The sequence below is a fragment of the Azotobacter salinestris genome (genome assembly GCF_009363155.1).
Classification (GTDB): Bacteria; Pseudomonadota; Gammaproteobacteria; order Pseudomonadales; family Pseudomonadaceae; genus Azotobacter; species Azotobacter salinestris.
On sequence record NZ_CP045302.1, the window covers coordinates 1,224,885 to 1,246,089 of the forward strand.

At 63.5% G+C, this 21,205-nt stretch carries 16 protein-coding genes; 2 read left to right on the top strand and 14 right to left on the bottom strand.

The features are described from left to right. Positions 1-83: 83 nt before the first annotated feature. The 14 genes from GCU53_RS05710 to mtnA all read right to left on the bottom strand — a co-directional run bounded on the left by GCU53_RS05710 (position 84) and on the right by mtnA (position 18,945). Positions 84-1,211, bottom strand: coding sequence for a glycosyltransferase family 4 protein (locus GCU53_RS05710; protein WP_425278164.1), 1,128 nt, complete (start codon positions 1,209-1,211; stop codon positions 84-86). Between the two features lie 161 nt (positions 1,212-1,372). Continuing rightward, positions 1,373-2,809 carry a mannose-1-phosphate guanylyltransferase/mannose-6-phosphate isomerase gene (locus GCU53_RS05715; protein WP_152386753.1) on the bottom strand — a complete coding sequence of 479 codons (1,437 nt, stop codon included), beginning with the start codon at positions 2,807-2,809 and terminating at the stop codon, positions 1,373-1,375. Between the two features lie 250 nt (positions 2,810-3,059). Beyond that, on the bottom strand, positions 3,060-3,581 hold the full coding sequence (gene rfaH, locus GCU53_RS05720) for a transcription/translation regulatory transformer protein RfaH (RefSeq protein WP_244307064.1): 522 nt from the start codon (positions 3,579-3,581) through the stop codon (positions 3,060-3,062). 245 nt (positions 3,582-3,826) lie between these two features. Further along, entirely contained in the window at positions 3,827-5,278 is a 1,452-nt protein-coding gene (locus tag GCU53_RS05725) for an MBL fold metallo-hydrolase (protein ID WP_167520041.1), read from the bottom strand. Between the two features lie 406 nt (positions 5,279-5,684). Then, complete coding sequence (locus GCU53_RS05730) at positions 5,685-5,954, bottom strand: lipopolysaccharide assembly protein LapA domain-containing protein (protein ID WP_244307066.1); 270 nt, start codon at positions 5,952-5,954, stop codon at positions 5,685-5,687. A gap of 183 nt (positions 5,955-6,137) precedes the next feature. Beyond that, the gene (gene ihfB, locus GCU53_RS05735; protein ID WP_012700218.1) at positions 6,138-6,416 is read right to left on the bottom strand and encodes an integration host factor subunit beta; all 279 of its coding nucleotides are present in this window, start codon (positions 6,414-6,416) and stop codon (positions 6,138-6,140) included. 210 nt (positions 6,417-6,626) lie between these two features. After that, on the bottom strand, positions 6,627-8,306 hold the full coding sequence (rpsA, locus tag GCU53_RS05740; protein ID WP_152386756.1) for a 30S ribosomal protein S1: 1,680 nt from the start codon (positions 8,304-8,306) through the stop codon (positions 6,627-6,629). A gap of 116 nt (positions 8,307-8,422) precedes the next feature. Beyond that, complete coding sequence (gene cmk, locus GCU53_RS05745; protein ID WP_152386757.1) at positions 8,423-9,112, bottom strand: (d)CMP kinase; 690 nt, start codon at positions 9,110-9,112, stop codon at positions 8,423-8,425. After that, positions 9,109-11,367, bottom strand: coding sequence for a bifunctional prephenate dehydrogenase/3-phosphoshikimate 1-carboxyvinyltransferase (locus tag GCU53_RS05750; RefSeq protein WP_152386758.1), 2,259 nt, complete (start codon positions 11,365-11,367; stop codon positions 9,109-9,111). Before GCU53_RS05750 ends, cmk begins: the two co-directional genes overlap by 4 nt. Beyond that, positions 11,360-12,472, bottom strand: a complete 1,113-nt coding sequence (gene hisC / locus GCU53_RS05755; RefSeq protein ID WP_152386759.1) for a histidinol-phosphate transaminase — start codon at positions 12,470-12,472, stop codon at positions 11,360-11,362. Before hisC ends, GCU53_RS05750 begins: the two co-directional genes overlap by 8 nt. Before the next feature lie 93 nt (positions 12,473-12,565). Further along, the gene (pheA, locus tag GCU53_RS05760) at positions 12,566-13,663 is read right to left on the bottom strand and encodes a prephenate dehydratase (RefSeq protein ID WP_152386760.1); all 1,098 of its coding nucleotides are present in this window, start codon (positions 13,661-13,663) and stop codon (positions 12,566-12,568) included. After that, entirely contained in the window at positions 13,663-14,748 is a 1,086-nt protein-coding gene (gene serC, locus GCU53_RS05765; protein ID WP_152386761.1) for a 3-phosphoserine/phosphohydroxythreonine transaminase, read from the bottom strand. The genes pheA and serC overlap by 1 nt, the downstream gene beginning before the upstream one ends. Before the next feature lie 170 nt (positions 14,749-14,918). After that, on the bottom strand, positions 14,919-17,729 hold the full coding sequence (gene gyrA, locus GCU53_RS05770; RefSeq protein WP_152386762.1) for a DNA gyrase subunit A: 2,811 nt from the start codon (positions 17,727-17,729) through the stop codon (positions 14,919-14,921). A gap of 139 nt (positions 17,730-17,868) precedes the next feature. After that, positions 17,869-18,945, bottom strand: coding sequence for an S-methyl-5-thioribose-1-phosphate isomerase (gene mtnA, locus GCU53_RS05775; RefSeq protein ID WP_152386763.1), 1,077 nt, complete (start codon positions 18,943-18,945; stop codon positions 17,869-17,871). A 114-nt stretch (positions 18,946-19,059) separates the two neighbouring features. On the opposite strand from mtnA, the gene GCU53_RS05780 reads away from it, so the two are divergent. Beyond that, positions 19,060-20,397 (top strand): TRZ/ATZ family hydrolase, encoded by a 1,338-nt coding sequence (locus GCU53_RS05780; protein ID WP_152386764.1) that lies wholly within the window; start codon positions 19,060-19,062, stop codon positions 20,395-20,397. A 103-nt stretch (positions 20,398-20,500) separates the two neighbouring features. After that, positions 20,501-21,199 carry a bifunctional 2-polyprenyl-6-hydroxyphenol methylase/3-demethylubiquinol 3-O-methyltransferase UbiG gene (gene ubiG, locus GCU53_RS05785; RefSeq protein WP_152386765.1) on the top strand — a complete coding sequence of 233 codons (699 nt, stop codon included), beginning with the start codon at positions 20,501-20,503 and terminating at the stop codon, positions 21,197-21,199. Positions 21,200-21,205 lie beyond the last annotated feature (6 nt).

Here is a 21,205-nt window from a genome sequence, read left to right on the forward strand (position 1 = left end):
GGACAGCTTTTCCTTTGAAACTGCCTCCATATTGATATTCCTTTGCAGAATCCGGGATACGCGCCTATCAACCCGAGCACTCTTCAGCTCGACCGACCTGCGCGGTCACTATTTGGCGCAAGACTTTCCCCACGCCTCTCGATCCATTTCCGGTATTCATTGGTTACAAAACATTCGAACTCCTCACGAAAACGAGCTTCGCTGAAACGCAGGGCATTCTCGACACAATTGCCCGAAGTTATTCTCGGCAATTGCTCTTCGAAACGCCGAACGGCCTCTTCGAGCGCCTCGATATTCTGCGCATGAAAGAAGCAGCCCGAAGGGTTTTCGGAGTCCAAGCCACGGATGGTTTCCAACGCCCCGCCCCTGCCATAAGCGATAACTGGAGTACCTGCAGCCTGTGCCTCGAGCGGTGCAATGCCGAAGTCCTCTTCCGCCGCAAAAACGAACGCCCTGGCCTTGCGCAAATGCTCTTTCAGAACCGGAAATTCACAGTACCCTAGAAACTTGATGTTCGGTCCCGCCAGGGAGCGGATCTTATGAAGTTCGGGCCCGTCGCCGATAACGACCAGCTTCCTGTCGGGGAGCCGTCGAGAAAAAGCCTCCACAATCAGATCCACCCTCTTGTAGGGCACCAAGCGCGAAGAGGTAACATAAAAGTCCTCTTTATCGCCAGCCTCTGTCGCTTTAAATGCCTCCACATTCACTGGAGGATAAATAGTGACCGAATCCCTTCGATACACTTTTTGTATACGACGCCCGATAAATCTCGACACAGAGATGAAGTGATCGACACCATTGGCAGTCCGCATATCCCATAAACGCACCCTGTGCAGCATCAGCCTAGCCAGCCAACCCTTCACCCCTCTGTCCAGACCTGACTCCCGCAAATATTGATGCTGCAGATCCCAGGCATAACGCACAGGAGAATGACACATGCAGATGTGCAACTGATCCGGCCCCGTGATTACACCTTTTGCCACGGCGTGCGAGCTGGAAATAATCAAATCATAAGCGGACAAGTCGAACTGCTCGACCGCCAGCGGCATCAGCGGAAAATAATTTCGATATTTCTTGCTGGCCAATGGCAACCTTTGAATAAAGGAGGTCGCAACCCGCTTATGTAAAATAAAGCCTCGCTCTTGGGCGGGAATAAAGTCCACCAGACTGAAAAGATCTGCGTCGGGATAAATCTTGAGAATCTGCTCCAAGACACGCTCCGCCCCCGCGTAACACACCAGCCAGTCATGTACGATGGCTACCTTCACTCCAGCACCTACTCCCCGATCGAAAATTCAAACATGCAGACAAGCACACCCTTCAACTCAGTACATGCTGAATGGCGCAAGCGCAAGATTATATCCAAAATTCTTCAGCCGCCTGCTCGACCATAGACATCGTCGAACCGAACAATGTCATCTTCGCCAACGTAGTCTCCGCTTTGCACTTCGATCAGAACCAAATCGATCACTCCCGGATTTTCCAGACGGTGCTTATGACCGGCCGGAATGAAGGTGGATTCATTGGTATTGAGCATGAATTCATGCTCTTCATTGATCACATGAGCCATGCCACTGACGACGACCCAGTGCTCGCTGCGATGATGATGCATCTGCAAGGAGAGCGAGGCCTTGGGCTTGACCACGATACGCTTGATCTTGAAGCGATCACCTTGCTCCAGGATGGTATAGGTTCCCCAAGGACGATGCACGGTACGGTGCACCAGGTGGGCATCATGACCGCTCCTCTTGAGTTGACCGACAATGTGCTTGACGTCTTGGACATTATCTTTGTGGGCAACCAAAATCGCATCCGGAGTATCGACCACGATCAGGTCTTCCACTCCCACCAAGGCTGTCAGGCGTCCAGCACTCTGAACATAGTTGTTGTGAGCCTCGTGGACTACTACCTCACCTTCACAGCGATTGCCCTCGGCATCCATTGGCGTAAGTTCGCTGATCGCATTCCAAGAGCCGATATCACTCCATTCAATATCGCAGGGCACGGTCGCCACCCTGCTGGAACGCTCCATCAAGGCATAATCAATGGAAATATCCGGCACCTTGCTGAAACGGTCGGCATCGAGCAGCAGACAGCGATGCCTGCCAGCCTCACTCAGGCGCGAGCAATCCATTGCAGCACGCACCTCCTCCAAAACTTTGGGGGCATGAACCTGCAGCTCTTCCAGCAAAGTACCAACACGAAAACAGAACATGCCGGAATTCCAGTAATAATTGCCGGCAGCGATATAGCTCTGGGCAGTGGCCAGGTCGGGCTTTTCGACAAAACGGCGAACCCTGAGGCCACTACCCAGGGAAGAGTCCACCTCGATGTAGCCGAAGCCCGTCTCCGGATATTCCGGTCGAATTCCGAAAGTTACCAGCCAGCCCTCGGCCGCCAACTGGCGGGCCTTCCTGACAGCCTCGGCGAAGGCCGCCTGATCGCGAATCAGGTGGTCAGCCGCAAGTATCAGTATCTGGGCATCCAGACCGTAGGTCTCGCCCACTTGCAGGGCGGCAGCAGTCACGGCTGCCGCCGTGTTGCGACCAAATGGCTCAAGAATGAAGCTCAAGCTGACCTGCGTACATCCTGCTCGAAGATATTCGTCTTCGGTCTTGAAAAGCAGACCATTATTGGTGACGGTGAGAATTTCCACGACATCATCCAGGGAGGCTGCACGGATGAAGGTTTTTCGAATCAGATTCTGACCATCCGGCAGAGGCATGAATGGTTTTGGATGCGTTTCCCGGGATACCGGCCAGAGGCGGCTACCAACCCCACCGGACATTATTACAGGAATCAAAGTCATCAAGGTCGGCCTATAGCTTTATTTATTAAGGAAGCCCTGAGGCAGGGCCTGCACGATGAGCCGGTCAAAACCCACTCAAGTCGAAAATCACCATTATGAGATAATACGAATCCTGAAGCACACGCTCTGCCCTCCCCCTCAAACCACCTCTTCCAATTCGAGCACGCTACCGCCCAGAATTATCGTTATTTTCCGAAAACGAGGGATCGGGAAAATAGCCATCCATTGACAGGTACTGCAACCAAGGGCCTCAATACTTGCGTATGCTTTCCAACGGCAGACTCAGCCGATGCTCGCGGTGGAGCAGCCTCATCAGCAGCGTGACCCGTTCTTCACCATCCAGCGCCACAAAGATGGCGTCCAGTTCTGCAAAGCTTCCCGTGACGATCCGCACCCGGTCGCCGGGCTTCAGGGCTGGCTCGGGCGAAGGCTCGACGCGTCGTTGCAACTCGGCGATCAACCCGTCGGCAACCGGCAGCGGCATGCCGCCAAAGCCGACCAGGCGGCTGACGCCTCGCGTCGAGCGCAGTGGCGCCCAGTTGGCATCGGCGGCCAGTCGAATGAACAGATAGCCGGGGAATAGCGATTCGCTCTGAATTTGCAGGCTGCCGCGCACCAGACGCTCTCGCTGGCACTGCGGACGGAAGTACTCATACCCTTGGCGCTTCAGGTTTTCTTCAGCCCGCTCGTCCTGGCGAGGCTTGCATTGCACGAGATACCACGCCTTGCCTTTACACATGCCGCATGCATCGCCCACAGTGCGAATGTTCATATTCCGCGTCATCCTGTCTCCTGCTGCCGATATGGCCAGCGCAGGAGGCTTTTCAATTTACTCAACGTCCCTGGGTACGCTCCAACGGACTGCATTCGCACATCTGGCAACACTGCTCATGATACCAAGCGGATCTGCGGGCGGGCTTCGGGACAGTGAAGCCGCCCAGGACAATCGCAAAAGCTTCATCTTGCAGCCTTCAAGCGATCGCTCTGGCGGATCTGCTTCATTTCGATCATCGTTCCTCAAGGCGTAATGATGTTTACCTTCTTCTGTCTTTGCCCATAGCGCCGCCTCAATTCGGCACCAAGTTCGTGCTTGGCGCCGGCTTCGCCATGGACAAGACGAATTTCGTCCGGCCACTCGCGCATCCGGGTGATAAAGCTCACCAGCCCCTGCCGGTCGGCATGGGCAGAGTAGCCGCCCAAGGTGGTGATACCGGCCCTGATCCCAAGGCGCTCGCCCTCCAGATCGACGTAGCCACCCCGCGGACCATACTTCTGGATAGCATGTCCGGGCGTGCCCATGGCCTGGTAGCCGACGAAGAGCACATTGTGTCGACGATCTCCCAGCATGGCCTTCAGATAGTTGACGATGCGTCCGCTGGTGCACATGCCGTTGCCGGCGATGACTATGGCCGGACGGGCCGTACTCGCCAGGTGCTCGACCATGCGCAGGTGGTCGGCGTGATTCTCCACCGTGATCAACTGCTCGAAGCTTAGCGGCCGGCGCCCGGATTTTATCCGCCTGATGGCTTCCTGGTCCCAGAACGGCTGCAGTTCTCGATAGGCCTGGGTGAAGCGGCTGGCGAGAGGAGAATCAAGAATGATGGGCAGCTGCGGCCAATCGGTCTGGCCGGGCAGCAGCCCTCCTCCCGTGTTCTCCAGCGAGCGGGATCGCGTCTTGCGATAAATGATGTCTTCCAGCTCGTAGAGCAGTTCCTGGGTCCGCCCGATGCTGAAAGCCGGAATCAGCACGCTGCCCTGGTCGGCCAGGGCCTGCCCGATCACGGCCTCGAGACGCTGCCGGCGAGTGCGCCGGTCCTCGTGCAGGCGATCGCCGTAGGTGCTCTCGATGATCACGGTATCGGCGCGGTAGGGCGATCGGGGTGCAGGCAACAATGGCGAATGGGGAGCGCCCAGATCGCCGGAGAACAGGATGCGGCGCCTTTGACCGGCGGGCCGATAGTGCAGATCGACCTCCACGTAGGCCGAGCCGAGGATGTGCCCGGCCCGCTGCAGGCGAGTCCGGCAGAGCAGCGCCGGAATCTCCACCAGGGTGAACCAGTGGCGGTAGGGCAAGGCGATCAGGCGCTGCCCGATCAGCTTGAGGTAGCGCTCCACCTGCCGCTGATCGGCGCTCACACCCAGTCTGAAGGCATCCTCGAGAACGATGGGCAGCAGCCTGGCCGAAGGCTCGCTACAGAGGATCGGTCCCTTGAAGCCGGCCGCCAGCAGATAGGGAATCCGTCCGACATGATCGATATGCACGTGAGTCGCGATCAGCGCCCTGACGGTATCCAGCGCGAAGTCGATGGCCAGCCTACCCGCTCCAGCCCGCCCTTCGGCAGAGGTTTCCGCCCCCTGGAACAGGCCGCAGTCAATCAGCAGACTGTGCTGCGCATCCATCAGGAGTTGATGACAGGAGCCGGTGACTCCCTGGGTGGCACCGTGATGGAGAATCTCCGGGTATGGCATCGCTCGATCCTTCAGCTGAAAGTCCTCAATCGCCTGGCAAGCACCATCCCGCGCCATGCCCAGGCCCTTCCTCATGCGCAGCAAACATGAACAGACACCCGGCGAACGCCGGCTGTCGGCTCTGACTTGGCTGCTGCGGTCTCTCCGGCAGCACACCCACTGCCCTACCGGCAGGCAGGACAGGCGTTCGATGCGAACCGCGACAGGAACTCGCAGGAATGGGAACATGCGGGCGAGCTACCAGACCGCGCGGCACCCTGACGCCGGAGGCGCGGATTGTGCCGGACGGAAGACGGATTTCAAGCCTTGACAGGATAGGCGCCCGGTCGAATGAAGAGCCGGGCGCACAAATACCGGAAGAGCATCACAAAACCTATCTCCCCGGAGAGATGGAAGCGTGCCCCGATTATTCGGCAGCCGGCTTCTGAGTGAGCCGGGCCAGCTCCTTCTGGCATTCCACCAGTTGGCGCTGACGGGAGGCCAGCTGCATTCTCAGGCGACCATAGAACAGCATGCCCAGTAGCGGCGAGGCCAGCAGCCCCAGTAGCAGGGCAGCAGAAACGAAGACGGCCATCGGCAGTTGCGGCGTAGTCCAGCCAAAGAGCACCAGCGTCGCGACCTGGCGGTTTTCCAGTACGAACACCAGCGTGGCGGCGGCTACCAGCAGCAGGATCAATCCCAGCAAGATTCGTTTTAAGTGGCGCATTAAGCAGTTCTCTCGTGATGACTACACTTTCGTTCGCTCTATCCGGACGGCCATTGCATTGCACAAGGACAACCTGGAGGTCCGCTGCGCGGACGAGCCAGCTCCGAAGGCGCTCAGTGTACCGTCCCGGCATTCGAGCGGAACATAGTCATTTCATTCATTGACGCGATCGCGCAGTTCCTTGCCGGGCTTGAAATGCGGCACGAACTTGCCATCGAGGCGAACGGTCTGCCCTGTTTTCGGGTTGCGACCGACGCGCGGCGCCCGATAGTGCAGCGAGAAGCTGCCGAAACCGCGAATTTCGATGCGATCTCCGGTGGCCAGAGCCTGCGACATCTGCTCCAGCATGGTCTTGATGGCCAGTTCCACATCCTTTGCGGACAACTGCCCCTGCTGGGTGACGATGCGCTCGATCAACTCCGACTTGGTCATGGTTTTCCCTTCGTTTTCAAGCGGCTAGATCAAAATGGGTTGCTTGGGTTTTAGCATGCTGGACAGAGTTTGAACAGCCCGGAGCACAGCCAAGCAGCGAGGAGCACACAGAAAGGACAGCGCGTCCTCCATCGGCCCAACCACGACCAAGGGGCCGAAAACGGAAAAGGGCGACCGAAGTCGCCCTTTTCATTCAACGCAACGCCGAACTCAGCTCTGGTTGCCCATCTGAGCGCGGATCAGATCACCAATGGTGGTCGGACCGGGCGCCTCGGTTTCCTGCTTGCGCAGTTCCTTGATGGCGTCCTTCTCGTCGTCCACATCCTTGGCCTTGATCGACAGGCTGATGACGCGGCTCTTGCGATCGATGCTGATGATCTTGGCTTCGACCTCATCGCCTTCCTTCAGCACGTTGCGGGCGTCCTCGACGCGATCACGACTGACTTCGGAAGCCTTCAGCACAGCTTCGATGTCGTTGCCCAGGTCGATGATTGCGCCCTTGGCATCGACTTCCTTCACGGTGCCGCGCACGATGCTGCCTTTCTCGTTGAGCGAGGCGTAGTTGGAGAACGGATCGTCCGCCAGTTGCTTGATGCCCAGCGAGATGCGCTCGCGCTCCGGATCCACGGAGAGGATGACGGTTTCCAGCTCGTCGCCCTTCTTGAAGCGGCGTACGGCTTCTTCGCCCTGCTCGTTCCAGGAGATGTCGGACAGGTGGACCAGACCGTCGATGCCGCCTTCCAGGCCGATGAAGATGCCGAAGTCGGTGATCGACTTGATGGTGCCGGAGATGCGGTCGCCCTTGTTGTAGCGGCTAGAGAAGTCTTCCCAGGGATTGGACTTGCACTGCTTGATGCCCAGGGAGATGCGACGACGCTCTTCGTCGATGTCCAGCACCATGACTTCCACTTCGTCGCCGACCTGAACGACCTTCGACGGGTGGATGTTCTTGTTGGTCCAGTCCATCTCGGAAACGTGCACCAGGCCTTCCACGCCCTCTTCCAGCTCGGCGAAGCAGCCGTAGTCGGTGAGGTTGGTGACGCGGGCCATGACGCGGGTGCCTTCCGGATAGCGGGCCTTGATGGCGACCCACGGATCCTCGCCCAGTTGCTTCAGGCCCAGGGAGACGCGGTTGCGCTCGCGGTCGAACTTGAGCACCTTGACTTCGATCTCGTCGCCGACGTTGACGATCTCGGACGGATGCTTGATGCGCTTCCAGGCCATGTCGGTGATGTGCAGCAGGCCATCCACGCCGCCCAGGTCGACGAACGCACCGTAGTCGGTGAGGTTCTTGACGATACCCTTGACCTGCTGGCCTTCCTGCAGGGACTCCAGCAGGGCCTCGCGCTCGGCGCTGTTCTCGGCTTCCAGGACGCTGCGACGGGACACGACCACGTTGTTGCGCTTCTGGTCGAGCTTGATGACCTTGAACTCGAGCTCTTTACCTTCCAGGTGGGTGGTGTCGCGCACCGGACGGACGTCGACCAGGGAACCCGGCAGGAACGCACGGATGCCGTTGATGTCGACGGTGAAGCCGCCCTTGACCTTGCCGTTGATGACGCCTTTGACAACTTCTTCTGCCGCGAAAGCCGCTTCCAGAACAATCCAGCACTCGGCGCGCTTGGCTTTTTCGCGGGACAGCTTGGTTTCACCGAAGCCGTCTTCCACTGCGTCCAACGCGACGTGGACCTCGTCACCCACCTTGATGGTCAGCTCGCCCTGCTCGTTGTAGAACTGTTCGACCGGGATGACGCCCTCGGACTTCAGGCCGGCATGCACGGTAACCCAGTCACCGTCGATGTCGACCACGATGCCGGTGATGATGGCACCGGGTTGCATGTCGAGGGATTTCAGGCTTTCTTCAAAAAGTTCTGCAAAGCTTTCGCTCATGTTGATTCCTGTCGATTGGGGCGGGGGACCCGCCCATCTCCACATTCCAGACAATGTGGGTTCGTTTCTTCAAAAAGTCCGCAGTACGAGGTCTGGTTTTCTGCGGCCCTTGTGTATCATCCAGCAAGATCGCGCGCGGCGATTTCGCTCATGATCCGCTCCACCACCTGCTCGATCGAGAGCTCCGTGGAATCCAGCCGGATCGCGTCCGGCGCGGCCTTGAGCGGAGCGACAGCACGCTGGCTGTCACGCTCGTCGCGCTTGCTTATCTCGCCCAGTAGACTAGACAGGTTAGCATCGACCCCACTCTCCTTCAACTGCTGGTAGCGGCGGCGCGCCCGTTCCTCGGGTCTGGCGGTGAGAAAAACCTTCAGCGGGGCGTCCGGAAAGACCACGGTGCCCATGTCCCGACCATCGGCCACCAGGCCCGGCGGCTCGAGGAAGGCATGCTGACGCTGCAGCAGGGCTTCGCGCACGGCCGGCAGCGAGGCGACCTGGGAGGCCCCGGCGCCGACCTGCTCGTTGCGAATGGCGTCGGTGACATCCTCACCCTCGAGAATGATCTGCTGCGGGCGCTGCTCGGTGGAGGTGATGAACTGCACGTCCAGATGGGCGGCCAGCACCTTGAGCGCCTCTTCGTTGGTCAGATCCACGCCATGGTTGCGCGCGGCGAAGGCGAGCAGGCGATACAGGGCTCCCGAGTCGAGCAGGTTCCAGCCGAGCCTCTTGGCGAGCAGGCCGGCCACGGTCCCCTTGCCGGAGCCGCTGGGGCCGTCGATGGTGATCACGACCGGGCGAACGCTCATGACTCACCCTCCTCGTCCACGCGAATGCCGACATGCTTGGCCAGGGCGACGAAATTGGGGAAGGAAGTGGCCACATTGGCGCAATCATGGATGCGGATCGGCGCGCTGGCACGCAGCGAGGCGATGCTGAAGGACATGGCGATGCGATGGTCGCCGTGACTGTACACCTCTCCCCCGCCGATCGGACCGCCCTCGATGACGATGCCGTCCGGGGTCGGCTCGGCCTTGACGCCGAGTGCCTGCAGACCGTCGGCCATCACCTGGATGCGGTCGGACTCCTTGACCCGCAGCTCCTCGGCGCCGCGCAACACGGTGCGCCCCTCGGCACAGGCCGCGGCGACGAACAGCACGGGGAACTCGTCGATCGCCAGCGGCACCAGGTCCAGAGGAATCTCGATGCCCTTCAGGCGGGCCGAACGCACGCGAATGTCGGCGACCGGCTCGCCACCCACTTCGCGCGGGTTCTCCAGGGTGATGTCGCCCCCCATCAGCTTGAGAATCTCGATCGCTCCGGTGCGGGTCGGGTTGATGCCGACGTGCTCGAGCAACAGCTCGGAGTCTTCGGCAATGCTTGCGGCCACCAGGAAGAAGGTCGCCGAGGAAATGTCCGCCGGCACCTCGATCTGGGTCGCCTTCAGCTTGTGGCCGGACTCGACGGTGACCTTGCTGCCCTCGACCTTCACCGGATAGCCGAAGCCGCGCAGCATGCGCTCGGTGTGGTCGCGGGTCGGCGCCGGCTCGCTGACCGAGGTTTCGCCGCCGGCATAGAGGCCGGCGAGCAGCAGGCAGGACTTCACCTGGGCACTGGCCATGGGCATCTGGTAATGCATGCCGGTGAGTTTGCGGCCGCCCCTGATGGTCAGCGGCGGCCGGCCCTCCGGCCCGGTTTCGATCTCGGCGCCCATCTCGCGCAGGGGTTTGGCCACGCGGTTCATCGGCCGCTTGGAGAGCGAGGCGTCGCCGGTCAGCACGGTGTCGAACGGCTGAGCGGCGAGCAGCCCCGACAGCAGGCGCATGGAAGTGCCCGAGTTGCCCAGGTACAGCGGCCCCGGCGGCGCCTTCAGACCGTGCAGGCCCACTCCGTGGATGGTCACCCGGCCATGGTGCGGGCCCTCGATGACCACGCCCATGTCGCGGAACGCCTGGAGGGTGGCGAGGGCGTCCTCGCCCTCGAGAAAGCCCTCCACTTCGGTCGTGCCCTCGGCCAGCGAGCCGAGCATGATCGAGCGGTGGGAGATGGATTTGTCGCCGGGAACACGGATGTGTCCGCGGGCATGACCGCCCGGCAGGGCCAGGTAGATCAAGTCGTTATCGTGCATGGCATCCACATAGGCCCGGCGGGCCAGTATCTTGCTGAAATGCTCACGGGCGACGCGGGCGCGGGTGAACACGCCCAGCAGTTGATGCCCGTCCCCTGCATCGACCGCGGCGCGCAGGGCGTCGAGATCGCTGCGAAAGACATCGAGGGTGCGCAACACCGCCTCGCGGTTGGCGAGGAAGATATCGCGCCACATCACCGGATCGCTGCCGGCGATCCGGGTGAAATCACGGAAACCGCCGGCGGCATAGCGAAAGATCTCCAGGTTCTCGCTGCGCTTGGCCAGCGAATCCACCAGACCGAAAGCCAGCAGGTGCGGCAGATGGCTGGTGGCGGCGAGCACCTCGTCGTGGCGCTCGACGGTCATGTGCTCGACCACTGCACCGAGCCCTCGCCAGAGGCCATCGACCAGCGCCAGGGCTTCGGGATCGCTCTCCTGTACCGGTGTCAGGATGACCTTGTGGTGGCGGAACAGTTCGCTGTCGGCCGCCTCCACGCCGCTGCGCTCGGAGCCGGCGATCGGATGGCCGGGCACGAAGCATAGTGGCTGACCGGCAAAAGCCCGCCGCGCCGCCCGCAGCACATGCCCCTTGGCGCTGCCGACATCGGTAATGACAGTGTTGCCCAGATCGAGTCCGGCGAGCGCGCCGAGCAGCTTCTCCATGGCCAGAATGGGTATGGCGAGTTGGATCACCTGCGCTCCCCGACAGGCGACAGCGAGGTCCTCTTCGCAGCGGTCGACCACACCCTGGGCGACGGCCAGCTCGCGGGTCTGCGGATCCAGATCCACTCCGACGACCTCGCGGCACAGGCCGCGCTCAAGGACTCCCTTGGCGAAGGAGCCGCCAATCAGCCCCAGACCCACCACGACCAGACGGCCGATCCTGGGCTCCGCCGGTTGCACCGCAGCGATAGGTGAGAATGCATGCTCAGACACTGGCGAGAACCTTCTTCAGCGCCGCCAGGAAGCGGGCGTTCTCTTCCGGCAGACCGATGGACACACGCAGGAAGGTCGGCATGCCATAGCCGGCCACCGGACGCACGATGACGCCCTCGCGCAGCAGCGCCGCGTTGATCGGCGCCGCATCGCGGCCGAAGTCGACGGCGACGAAGTTGCCCCTGCTGGGAATCCAGGACAGGCCAAGCTCGCCCAGCCCCGCCTCCAGCTGGGCCATGCCCGCATCGTTGATGCGCCGGCCTTCGGCCAGGTACTCGGCATCCTCCAGCGCGGCGCAGGCGGCAGTCAGGGCCAGGCTGTTGACGTTGAACGGCTGGCGCACCCGGTTCAGCACGGCCGCCACTTCGGCTGTGGACACGGCATAGCCGACACGCAGGGCGGCCAGCCCATAGGCCTTGGAGAAGGTGCGCGAAACCAGCAGATTCGGGTAGCGGGCCAGGTACTGGAGCCCGTCGGGCAAGTCGTTGCCCGATGCGTACTCGATGTAGGCCTCGTCGAGGACCACCAGCACGCGCGCCGGCACCCGGGCGAGGAAGCGCTCCAGGGCGTCCGGGCCGAACCAGGTGCCGGTCGGGTTGTTCGGGTTGGCAAGGAACACCACGCGGGTATCGGCGTCGATGGCGGCAAGCATCGCCTCCAGGTCATGCCCGTAGTTCTTCGCCGGCACCGCCCGCCCCTCGGCGCCTGCCGCCTGGGTGGAGATCGGGTAGACGGCGAAGGCGTGCTCGCTGAACACCGCATTGAACCCCGGCGCCAGCCAGGCGCGGGCGACCAGATCGAGAATGTCGTTGGAACCGTTGCCCAGCGTGATCTGCGCCGGCACCGCGCCACAGCGCTCGGCCAGCCGGGCCTTGAGCACGTAGCCGCTGCCATCGGGATAGCGGGTCAGCTCCGCCAGCTCGTCGCGGATCGCTTCCAGCACCCTGGGGCTCGGGCCGAGCGGGTTCTCGTTGCTGGCCAGTTTGACGATGCCCGCCGGATCGAGATCCAGCTCGCGCGCCAACTCGTCCACCGGCTTGCCGGGCACATAGGGAGACAGCTTCTGCACGCCCGGCACGGCCAGGGCGAGAAAATCACAGGTCATGAATCAAGCCTCAAGCGTGGGGCCGCAAGCAACAGGACAGGCCGGGCAGCGATGCGCCGATGGCTTGCCCCTGCTCGCTTGCGGCGGCCGCAATCACAGTACTGCCTTGGGATAGGAGCCGAGCACCTTGAGCGCCACGGCCTCCTGGCTGAGTCGTTCCAGTACGCTCTTGACCAGCGGGTCGTGGCGGTGACCGACGAAGTCTATGAAGAACACGTAGGTCCACTTGCCGCTGCGCGAAGGACGGGTCTCGATGCGGGTCAGGTCGATACCGTTCTCGTGGAAGGGCACCAGGAGTTCGTGCAGGGCACCGGGCTTGTTGTTCATCGAGACGATGATCGAGGTCTTGTCATCCCCCGTCGGCGGCACTTCCTGGTTGCCGATGATCAGGAAACGGGTGGAATTGTCCGGACGATCCTCGATCTTCTCGGCGAGCCTGGTCAGGCCGTAGAGCTGGGCCGCCATGTCGCCGGCGATGGCCGCGCTGTTCCACTCGCCCTTCACCCGCCGGGCGGCATCGGCATTGCTGGCCAGCGCCACGCGCTCGACGTTCGGGTAGTGCGCATCCAGCCACTTGCGGCACTGGGCCAGCGACTGGGCATGGGAGTAGATGCGGGTGATGCCGTTGGTCCGGGTATTCTCGCCGACCAGCAGATGATGATGGATACGCAGCTCCACCTCGCCACAGATCACCAGGTCGTGCTCGAGGAAGCTGTCCAGGGTATGGTTGACCGCCCCCTCGGTGGAGTTCTCCACCGGCACCACGCCGAAGTTGACCGCGCCGGCGGCCACTTCGCGGAACACTTCGTCGATCGCCGCCATCGGCGTGCTGATCACCGCATGGCCGAAGTGCTTGAGCGCAGCGGCCTGGGTGAAGGTGCCTTCCGGGCCGAGATAGGCAACCTTGAGCGGATGCTCCAGGGCCAGGCAGGAGGACATGATCTCGCGGAACAGCCGGGCGACTTCTTCGTTGCCCAGCGGCCCCTTGTTGATCTCCATGATGTGCCTGAGCACCCAGGCCTCGCGCTCGGGCCGGTAGAACACCGGTGACTCGCCGGGCTTGAGCGCCGCCATCTTCACTCGCGCCACCTCTTCGGCGCAGCGCGCACGCTCGCTGATCAACTCGAGGATCTTCTCGTCGAGGCTGTCGATGCGTACGCGCAGAGCCTTGAGCTGATCCTGGTCACTCATCAGCCGTGCTCCTTCTCGAATTCGGCCATGTAGGCCACCAGAGCCTCGACTGCGTCCAGGCCGACCGCATTGTAGATCGAGGCGCGCATGCCGCCGACCGAGCGATGGCCTTTGAGGTTGAGCAGGCCGCGTGCCTCGGCACCGGCGAGGAAGGCCTTGTCCAGCTTCTCGTCGGCCAGACGGAACGGTACGTTCATCCAGGAGCGGGCGTTGAAGGAAATCGGGTTGGTGTAGAACGCGCTGCCGTCGATGAAGCCGTAGAGCAGATCCTTCTTGGCGCGGTTGCGCTGCGCCATGGCCTCGATGCCGCCCTGCTCCTTCAGCCACTCGAAGACCAGCCCGGACAGGTACCAGGAGAAGGTCGCCGGGGTGTTGTACATGGAGCCGTTGTCGGCGGCGACCTTGTAGTCGAGCATGGTCGGACAGAGGCTGCGGGCGCGCCCGAGCAGGTCTTCGCGGACGATCACCACCACCAGGCCGCTGGGACCGATGTTCTTCTGCGCACCGGCGTAGATCAGGCCGAACTGCGACACGTCGACCGGTCGGGAGAGGATGTCCGAGGACATGTCCACCACCAGCGGCACGTCGCCGAGCTCCGGCACCCAGTCGAACTGCAGGCCGCCGATGGTCTCGTTGCTGGCATAGTGCAGGTAGGCGGCGTTCTTCGACAGCCGCCACTCGTTCTGTCCGGGGATGGCGAAGTAATCGTAGGCCTCGGCGCTGGCGGCGACATTGACGCTACCGAAGCGGCGCGCCTCCTCCATGGCCTTGCGCGACCAGATGCCGGTGTCGACGTAGTCGGCGACGCCGCCCTCGGGCAGCAGGTTCAGCGGAATCTCGGCGAACTGCTGGCTGGCCCCGCCCTGCAGGAACAGCACCTTGTAGTTCGAGGGAATCGCCAGCAGATCGCGCAGGTCCTGCTCGGCTTTCTCGGCGATGGCCACGTACTCGTCGCTGCGATGGCTCATCTCCATCACCGACAGCCCCCGGCCATGCCAGTCGAGAAGCTCTGCCTGGGCGCGGAGCAGGACAGCTTCGGGAAGCGCGGCCGGGCCGGCGCAGAAGTTATAGGCGCGTTTGCTCACGTCGTTATCTCTCACACTCTATTCTCAGATCGTTCCCACGCACGGCGTGGAAACGCAGCCTTGACGCTCCCGCGGATCGCAGCGAAGGCGCGCCCCCTACAGACAAAACCGAACCTGCTTCCGCGGGGGCCCGACCTGGAGGGGACGATGCACTCCCGCCGTCAGCCCAATCAATCCTCGCTGTCGGTCGGCACCACATCCGGCGAGACATCGCCGCCACCGCCGAGCAGCTCGTCCTTGCTCGGCTCGGTGCTCACCACCGGCAGCTCCTTCTCCATGACCGCTTCGTCGATGCCGGCCTCGACCTCTTCCTGAATCTCTTCCTCGGAGGGTTCCTGCACCCGCTCCAGACCCACCAACTGCTCGTCGCCGGCCAGTTTGATCAGGGTGACGCCCTGGGTGTTCCGGCCCAGCGAGGAAACTTCGTCCACGCGGGTGCGCACCAGGGTGCCCTGGTCGGAAATCAGCATGATCTCCTCGCCCTCCTGTACCTGGATGGCGCCGATCAGCTTGCCGTTGCGCTCGTTGGTGACCATGGCGATCACCCCCTGGCCGCCACGGCCACGACGCGGATACTTGCTGAGCGGGGTGCGCTTGCCGTAACCACGCTCGGAGGCAGTGAGGATCTGCGCGCCGCGCTCGGGGATCAGCATGGAAATCAGTTGCTGGCCGGCACCGAGCTTCATGCCGCGCACGCCGCGGGCGTTGCGGCCCATGGTGCGCACGTCGCGCTCGGCGAAGCGGATCACCTTGCCGCCGTCGGAGAACAGCATGACCTCCTTCGCACCATCGGTGATGGCGGCGGCGATCAAGGTATCGCCCTCGACCAGATCCAGCGCGATCAGGCCGGCCTTGCGCGGGCGGCTGAACTGCACCAGCGGCACTTTCTTCACGGTGCCGCAGGCGGTGGCCATGAAAATGTAGGCACCGGTCGGCTCGCCGTTCAGCTCGGCGGTCTCGCCGTCAGCTTCTTCGGCCTCGGCCTCGACCATTTCGCCCTCGATCGCGGGGCTCTCGCCGTCTTCCAGCTCCTCGTCGGCAGCGCTCTGCTGCAGTGCCTCCAGATCGACCTGCAGCATGGCGGTGATGCGCTCGCCCTCGTCCAGCGGCAACAGGTTGACCAGCGGCCGGCCACGGGAAGTGCGCGACGCCTCGGGAATCTCGTAGGTCTTCAGCCAGTAGACCTTGCCCTTGCTGGAGAACAGCAGCAGGGTGGTATGGCTGTTGGCGACCAGCAGGTGCTCGACGTAGTCCTCGTCCTTCACACCGGTGGCCGCCTTGCCCTTGCCGCCGCGACGCTGGGCCTGGTAGGTGGCCAGCGGCTGGCTCTTCGCGTAGCCGCCGTGGGAGATGGTCACCACGCGCTCTTCCTCGGTGATCAGGTCGGCGATGGTCAGGTCGACCTGGGAGGCGACGATCTCGGTGCGCCGTGCGTCGCCGAACTCGGCCTTGACCTTCTCCAGCTCCTCGCGGATGACCTCCATCAGCCGCGCGGGGCTGGTCAGGATGCGGATCAACTCGCCGATCTGGGCGAGGATCTCCTGGTACTCGGCGAGCAGCTTTTCGTGCTCGAGGCCGGTCAGGCGGTGCAGGCGCAGGTCGAGGATCGCCTGGGCCTGCTCCGGCGACAGATAGTACTTGCCGTCGCGCAGACCGTATTGCGGCTCGAGATCCTCCGGGCGGCAGGCGTCGGCGCCCGCGCGCTCGACCATGGCCTCCACGGCGCTGGACTCCCAGGCGGTGGCGACCAGGCGCTCCTTGGCCTCGGCCGGGGTCGGCGAGCGTCTGATCAGCTCGATCACCGGGTCGATGTTGGACAGCGCGACCGCCTGGCCTTCGAGGATGTGGCCGCGCTCGCGGGCCTTGCGCAGCTCGTAGACGGTGCGCCGGGTCACCACCTCGCGACGGTGGCGGACGAACACCTCGAGCATGTCCTTGAGGTTCAGGGTGCGCGGCTGGCCATCGACCAGGGCCACGACGTTGATGCCGAACACGCTCTGCAATTGGGTCTGGGCGTAGAGGTTGTTGAGCACCACCTCGGGCACCTCGCCGCGGCGCAGCTCGATCACCACGCGCATGCCGTCCTTGTCGGACTCGTCGCGCAGCTCGGTGATGCCCTCGATCTTCTTCTCCTTCACCAGCTCGGCGATCTTCTCGATCAACCGCGCCTTGTTCAGCTGGTAGGGCAGCTCGGTGATGACGATCTGCTGGCGGTTGCCGGTCTTGTCGATGTCCTCGATCTCGGCACGGGCGCGGATGTAGATGCGCCCACGGCCGGTGCGATAGGCCTCGATGATGCCGGCGCGGCCGTTGATGATGCCCGCCGTGGGGAAGTCCGGACCGGGGATGTACTGCATCAGCTGGTCGACGGTCAGCTCGGGGTTGTCGATCAGCGCCAGGCAGCCGTCGATCACCTCGGAAAGGTTGTGCGGCGGAATGTTGGTGGCCATGCCCACGGCGATGCCGCTGGAACCGTTGACCAGCAGGTTGGGAATCTTGGTCGGCATGACCGCCGGGATCTGCTCGGTGCCGTCGTAGTTGGGCACCCAGTCGACGGTTTCCTTGTCCAGATCGGCGAGCAGTTCGTGGGCCAGCTTGGCCATGCGCACTTCGGTGTAACGCATGGCCGCGGCGTTGTCGCCGTCCACCGAGCCGAAGTTGCCCTGGCCGTCGACCAGCATGTAACGCAGGGAAAACGGCTGGGCCATGCGCACGATGGTGTCGTACACCGCGGTGTCGCCGTGCGGGTGGTACTTACCGATGACGTCGCCGACCACGCGGGCGGACTTCTTGTACGGCTTGTTCCAGTCGTTGCCCAGCTCGCTCATGGCGAACAGCACGCGCCGGTGCACCGGCTTCAGGCCATCGCGCGCATCCGGCAGGGCACGTCCGACGATCACGCTCATGGCGTAGTCGAGGTAGGACTGTTTCAGCTCGTCTTCGATATTGACCGGGAGGATTTCTTTGGCCAGTTCGCCCATGGAAGCCGGGTTCCTTTTACGTCAGCAGTGTCCTGCGTTTAAGCGCGGAATGGTAACACAGGGGAGCCGCCGCAGGCTGCACGCCGTGCGCGGCAAGCGGCAGCCGGCATGTCGTGCCGGCTGCCCCTGTGGCGACAGGTCAGTGCAGCCGCTTGCGGCTCATGAGCTCGGCCATCTTGGCCGCGTTCGGCCGTTCGACCACGCCCCGCTCGGTGACGATGGCGTCGATCAGGTCGGCCGGAGTGACGTCGAACACCGGGTTGACCGCCTCCACCGAGGCCGCCACGCGCTTGCCGCCGATCTCCAGCAGCTCGCGCCCATCGCGCTCCTCGATGGGAATTTCATCGCCACTTTGCAGCGACATATCGATGGTGGAGCTGGGCGCCACCACCATGAAGCGCACGCCGTGGTGCATGGCCACTACCGCCAGCTGATAGGTACCGATCTTGTTGGCCACATCGCCCTCGGCGGTGATCCGGTCGGCACCGACGATCACCCAGGTAATGCCCCTGGTCTTCATCAGGTGGGCGGCCGCACCGTCCACGTTCAGGCTCACCGGCACGCCCTCTTCGGCCAGCTCCCAGGCGGTCAGGCGCGCGCCCTGCAGCCATGGGCGAGTCTCGTCGGCATAGACCCGCTCGACCAGCCCCTCCAAGTAGGCCGCCCGGATTACGCCGAGCGCGGTGCCGAAGCCGCCGGTCGCCAGCGCGCCGGTATTGCAGTGGGTCAGGAGCGCCTGAGGTTTGCCGCCATGCTTGCGGATCAGTTCGACGCCGAGCTGGGCCATGGTCAGGTTGGCCTCGCGATCGCTCTCGTGGATGCCCACCGCCTCGGCCTCCAGCGCCGCCAGCACGCCCTCGCCCTCCTTCAGCCGCGCCAGACGCTCGCGCATGCGATCCAGCGCCCAGAACAGGTTGACCGCGGTCGGCCTTGAAGCGGCCAGCACCCGGAAATCCTCCTCCAGCGCCGCACGCCAGTCGCCGCCGGCCGCCAGCCGCTGGCGAGCGCCCAGCACCACGCCGTAGGCGGCACTGATGCCGATCGCCGGCGCACCGCGCACTACCATGTCGCGGATCGCCCCGGCCACGCCCAGCGCACTGTCGTAGGCAAGCCAGCGCTCTTCCTGCGGCAGCAGGCGCTGGTCGAGCAGATGCAAAGTGCCATTCCGCCACTCGATGGCCTTGATTTTTTCCGCAGCCAGCAATCGCTCGCGCATGGGACACCTCGCAGTTCAGGAAACGAAAAAGGTGCGGATTATAACGAGCAGGCAAAAAGGCTGCTCGGCTATACTACTGCGCCTTTTTTGCACCAACCGACAAGGACCTCCACCATGCCTGACGCCACCGCTCCGCTCGACCTTTTGCTCCTGCCGACTTGGCTGGTGCCGGTCGAGCCCGCCGGTGTCGTGCTGCACGATCATGCCTTGGGTATCCGCGACGGCCGCATCGCCCTGCTCGCTCCCCGCGATGTCGCCCTGCGCCATGCCGCCCGGGAAACCCGTGAGCTGCCCGGCATGCTCCTCGCGCCCAGCCTGGTGAACGCTCACGGCCATGCCGCGATGACCCTGTTCCGCGGCCTGGCCGACGACTTGCCGCTGATGACCTGGCTGGAAAAGCATATCTGGCCGGCCGAGGCCCGCTGGGTGAACGAGGACTTCGTCCGCGACGGCACCGAGCTGGCCATCGCCGAACAGCTCAAGGGCGGCATCGGCTGCTTTTCCGACATGTACTTCCATCCGGAAATCGCCAGCGACCCCATCCACCAGAGCGGCATCCGCGCGCAGCTGTGCATCCCGGTGCTGGACTTCCCGACCCCCGGCGCCCGCAACGCCGGCGAGGCGCTGCGCAAGGGTGTCGAGCTGCTCGACGACCTTCGCCATCACCCACGCATCCATGTCGCCTTCGGCCCCCACGCACCCTATTCTGTAGGCGACGAAACCCTGGAGAGCATCCGCGTGCTCGCCGAGGAACTGGATGCATCGATCCACATGCACGTGCATGAAACCTCCCATGAGATCGCCCGCGCCCTCGAGCGCGACGGCGTGCGCCCGCTGGCCCGCCTGGCCCGTCTGGGCCTGCTCGGCCCGCGCTTCCAGGCGGTGCACATGACCCAGGTGGACGACGAGGATCTGACCCTGCTGGTGGCAAGCAACAGCAGCGTGATCCATTGCCCGGAGTCCAATCTCAAGCTGGCCAGCGGCTTCTGCCCGGTGGAGCGCCTCTGGCAGGCCGGCGTGAACGTGGCCATCGGCACCGACGGCGCAGCGAGCAACAACGATCTCGACCTGCTCGGCGAGACGCGCACCGCGGCCCTGCTGGCCAAGGCGGTCGCCGGCTCGGCCACTGCCCTGGATGCCCATCGCGCGCTGCGCATGGCCACCCTGAACGGCGCCCGCGCTCTGGGGCTGGACGCCGAAACCGGCTCCCTGGAACTCGGCAAGGCCGCCGACCTGGTCGCCTTCGACCTCTCCGGATTGGCCCAGCAGCCGGTCTACGATCCGGTCTCGCAACTGATCTACGCCAGCGGCCGGGACTGCGTGCGCCACCTCTGGGTCGGCGGCCGGCAACTGCTCGATGAGGGTCGCCTGACCCGCCTGGACGAGGAACGACTGAGGGAAAAGGCCCGCGAATGGGGGCAACGCATAGCTGCCGCGGACAGCGTCCGCTGACCCCGCCCGCGACAAACCGACACAGGGCACGGACCCCATGCGCCCGGCAAAGCTGGCACCATGGACCGCGCAGAGTTACCGCCCGACAACCACGGAATCACTGATGAGCAACGTCGACCACGCCGAAATCGCCAAATTCGAGGCTCTGGCTCACCGCTGGTGGGATCGCGAGAGCGAATTCAAGCCGCTGCACGAGATCAATCCGCTGCGCGTCAACTGGATCGAGGAGCACGTTCGCCTGGCCGGCAAAAAGGTGCTCGACGTCGGCTGCGGTGGCGGCATCCTCAGCGAGGCCATGGCCCTGCGCGGCGCCACGGTGACCGCCATCGACATGGGCGAGGCGCCGCTCGCGGTGGCGCGCCTGCACCAGCTCGAGTCCGGCGTCGAGGTGGACTACCGGCAAAGCACCGTCGAGGCGCTGGCGGCGGAGATGCCCGGCCAGTTCGACGTGGTCACCTGCCTGGAGATGCTCGAGCACGTGCCCGACCCGGCCTCGGTGATCCATGCCTGCCACACCCTGGTCAAACCCGGCGGCCAGGTGTTCTTCTCGACCATCAACCGCAATCCCAAGGCCTACCTGCTGGCGATCATCGGTGCCGAGTACCTGCTCAAGCTGCTGCCGCGCGGCACCCACGACTTCAAGAAGTTCATCCGCCCTTCCGAACTGGGCGCCTGGTGCCGCGCTAGCGGCCTGGCGATCGGCGACATCGTCGGCCTGACCTACAACCCGCTGACCCGCCACTACAAGCTGGGTACGGACGTCGACGTCAACTACATGATCCAGACCCTGCGCGAGGAATGATTCCGG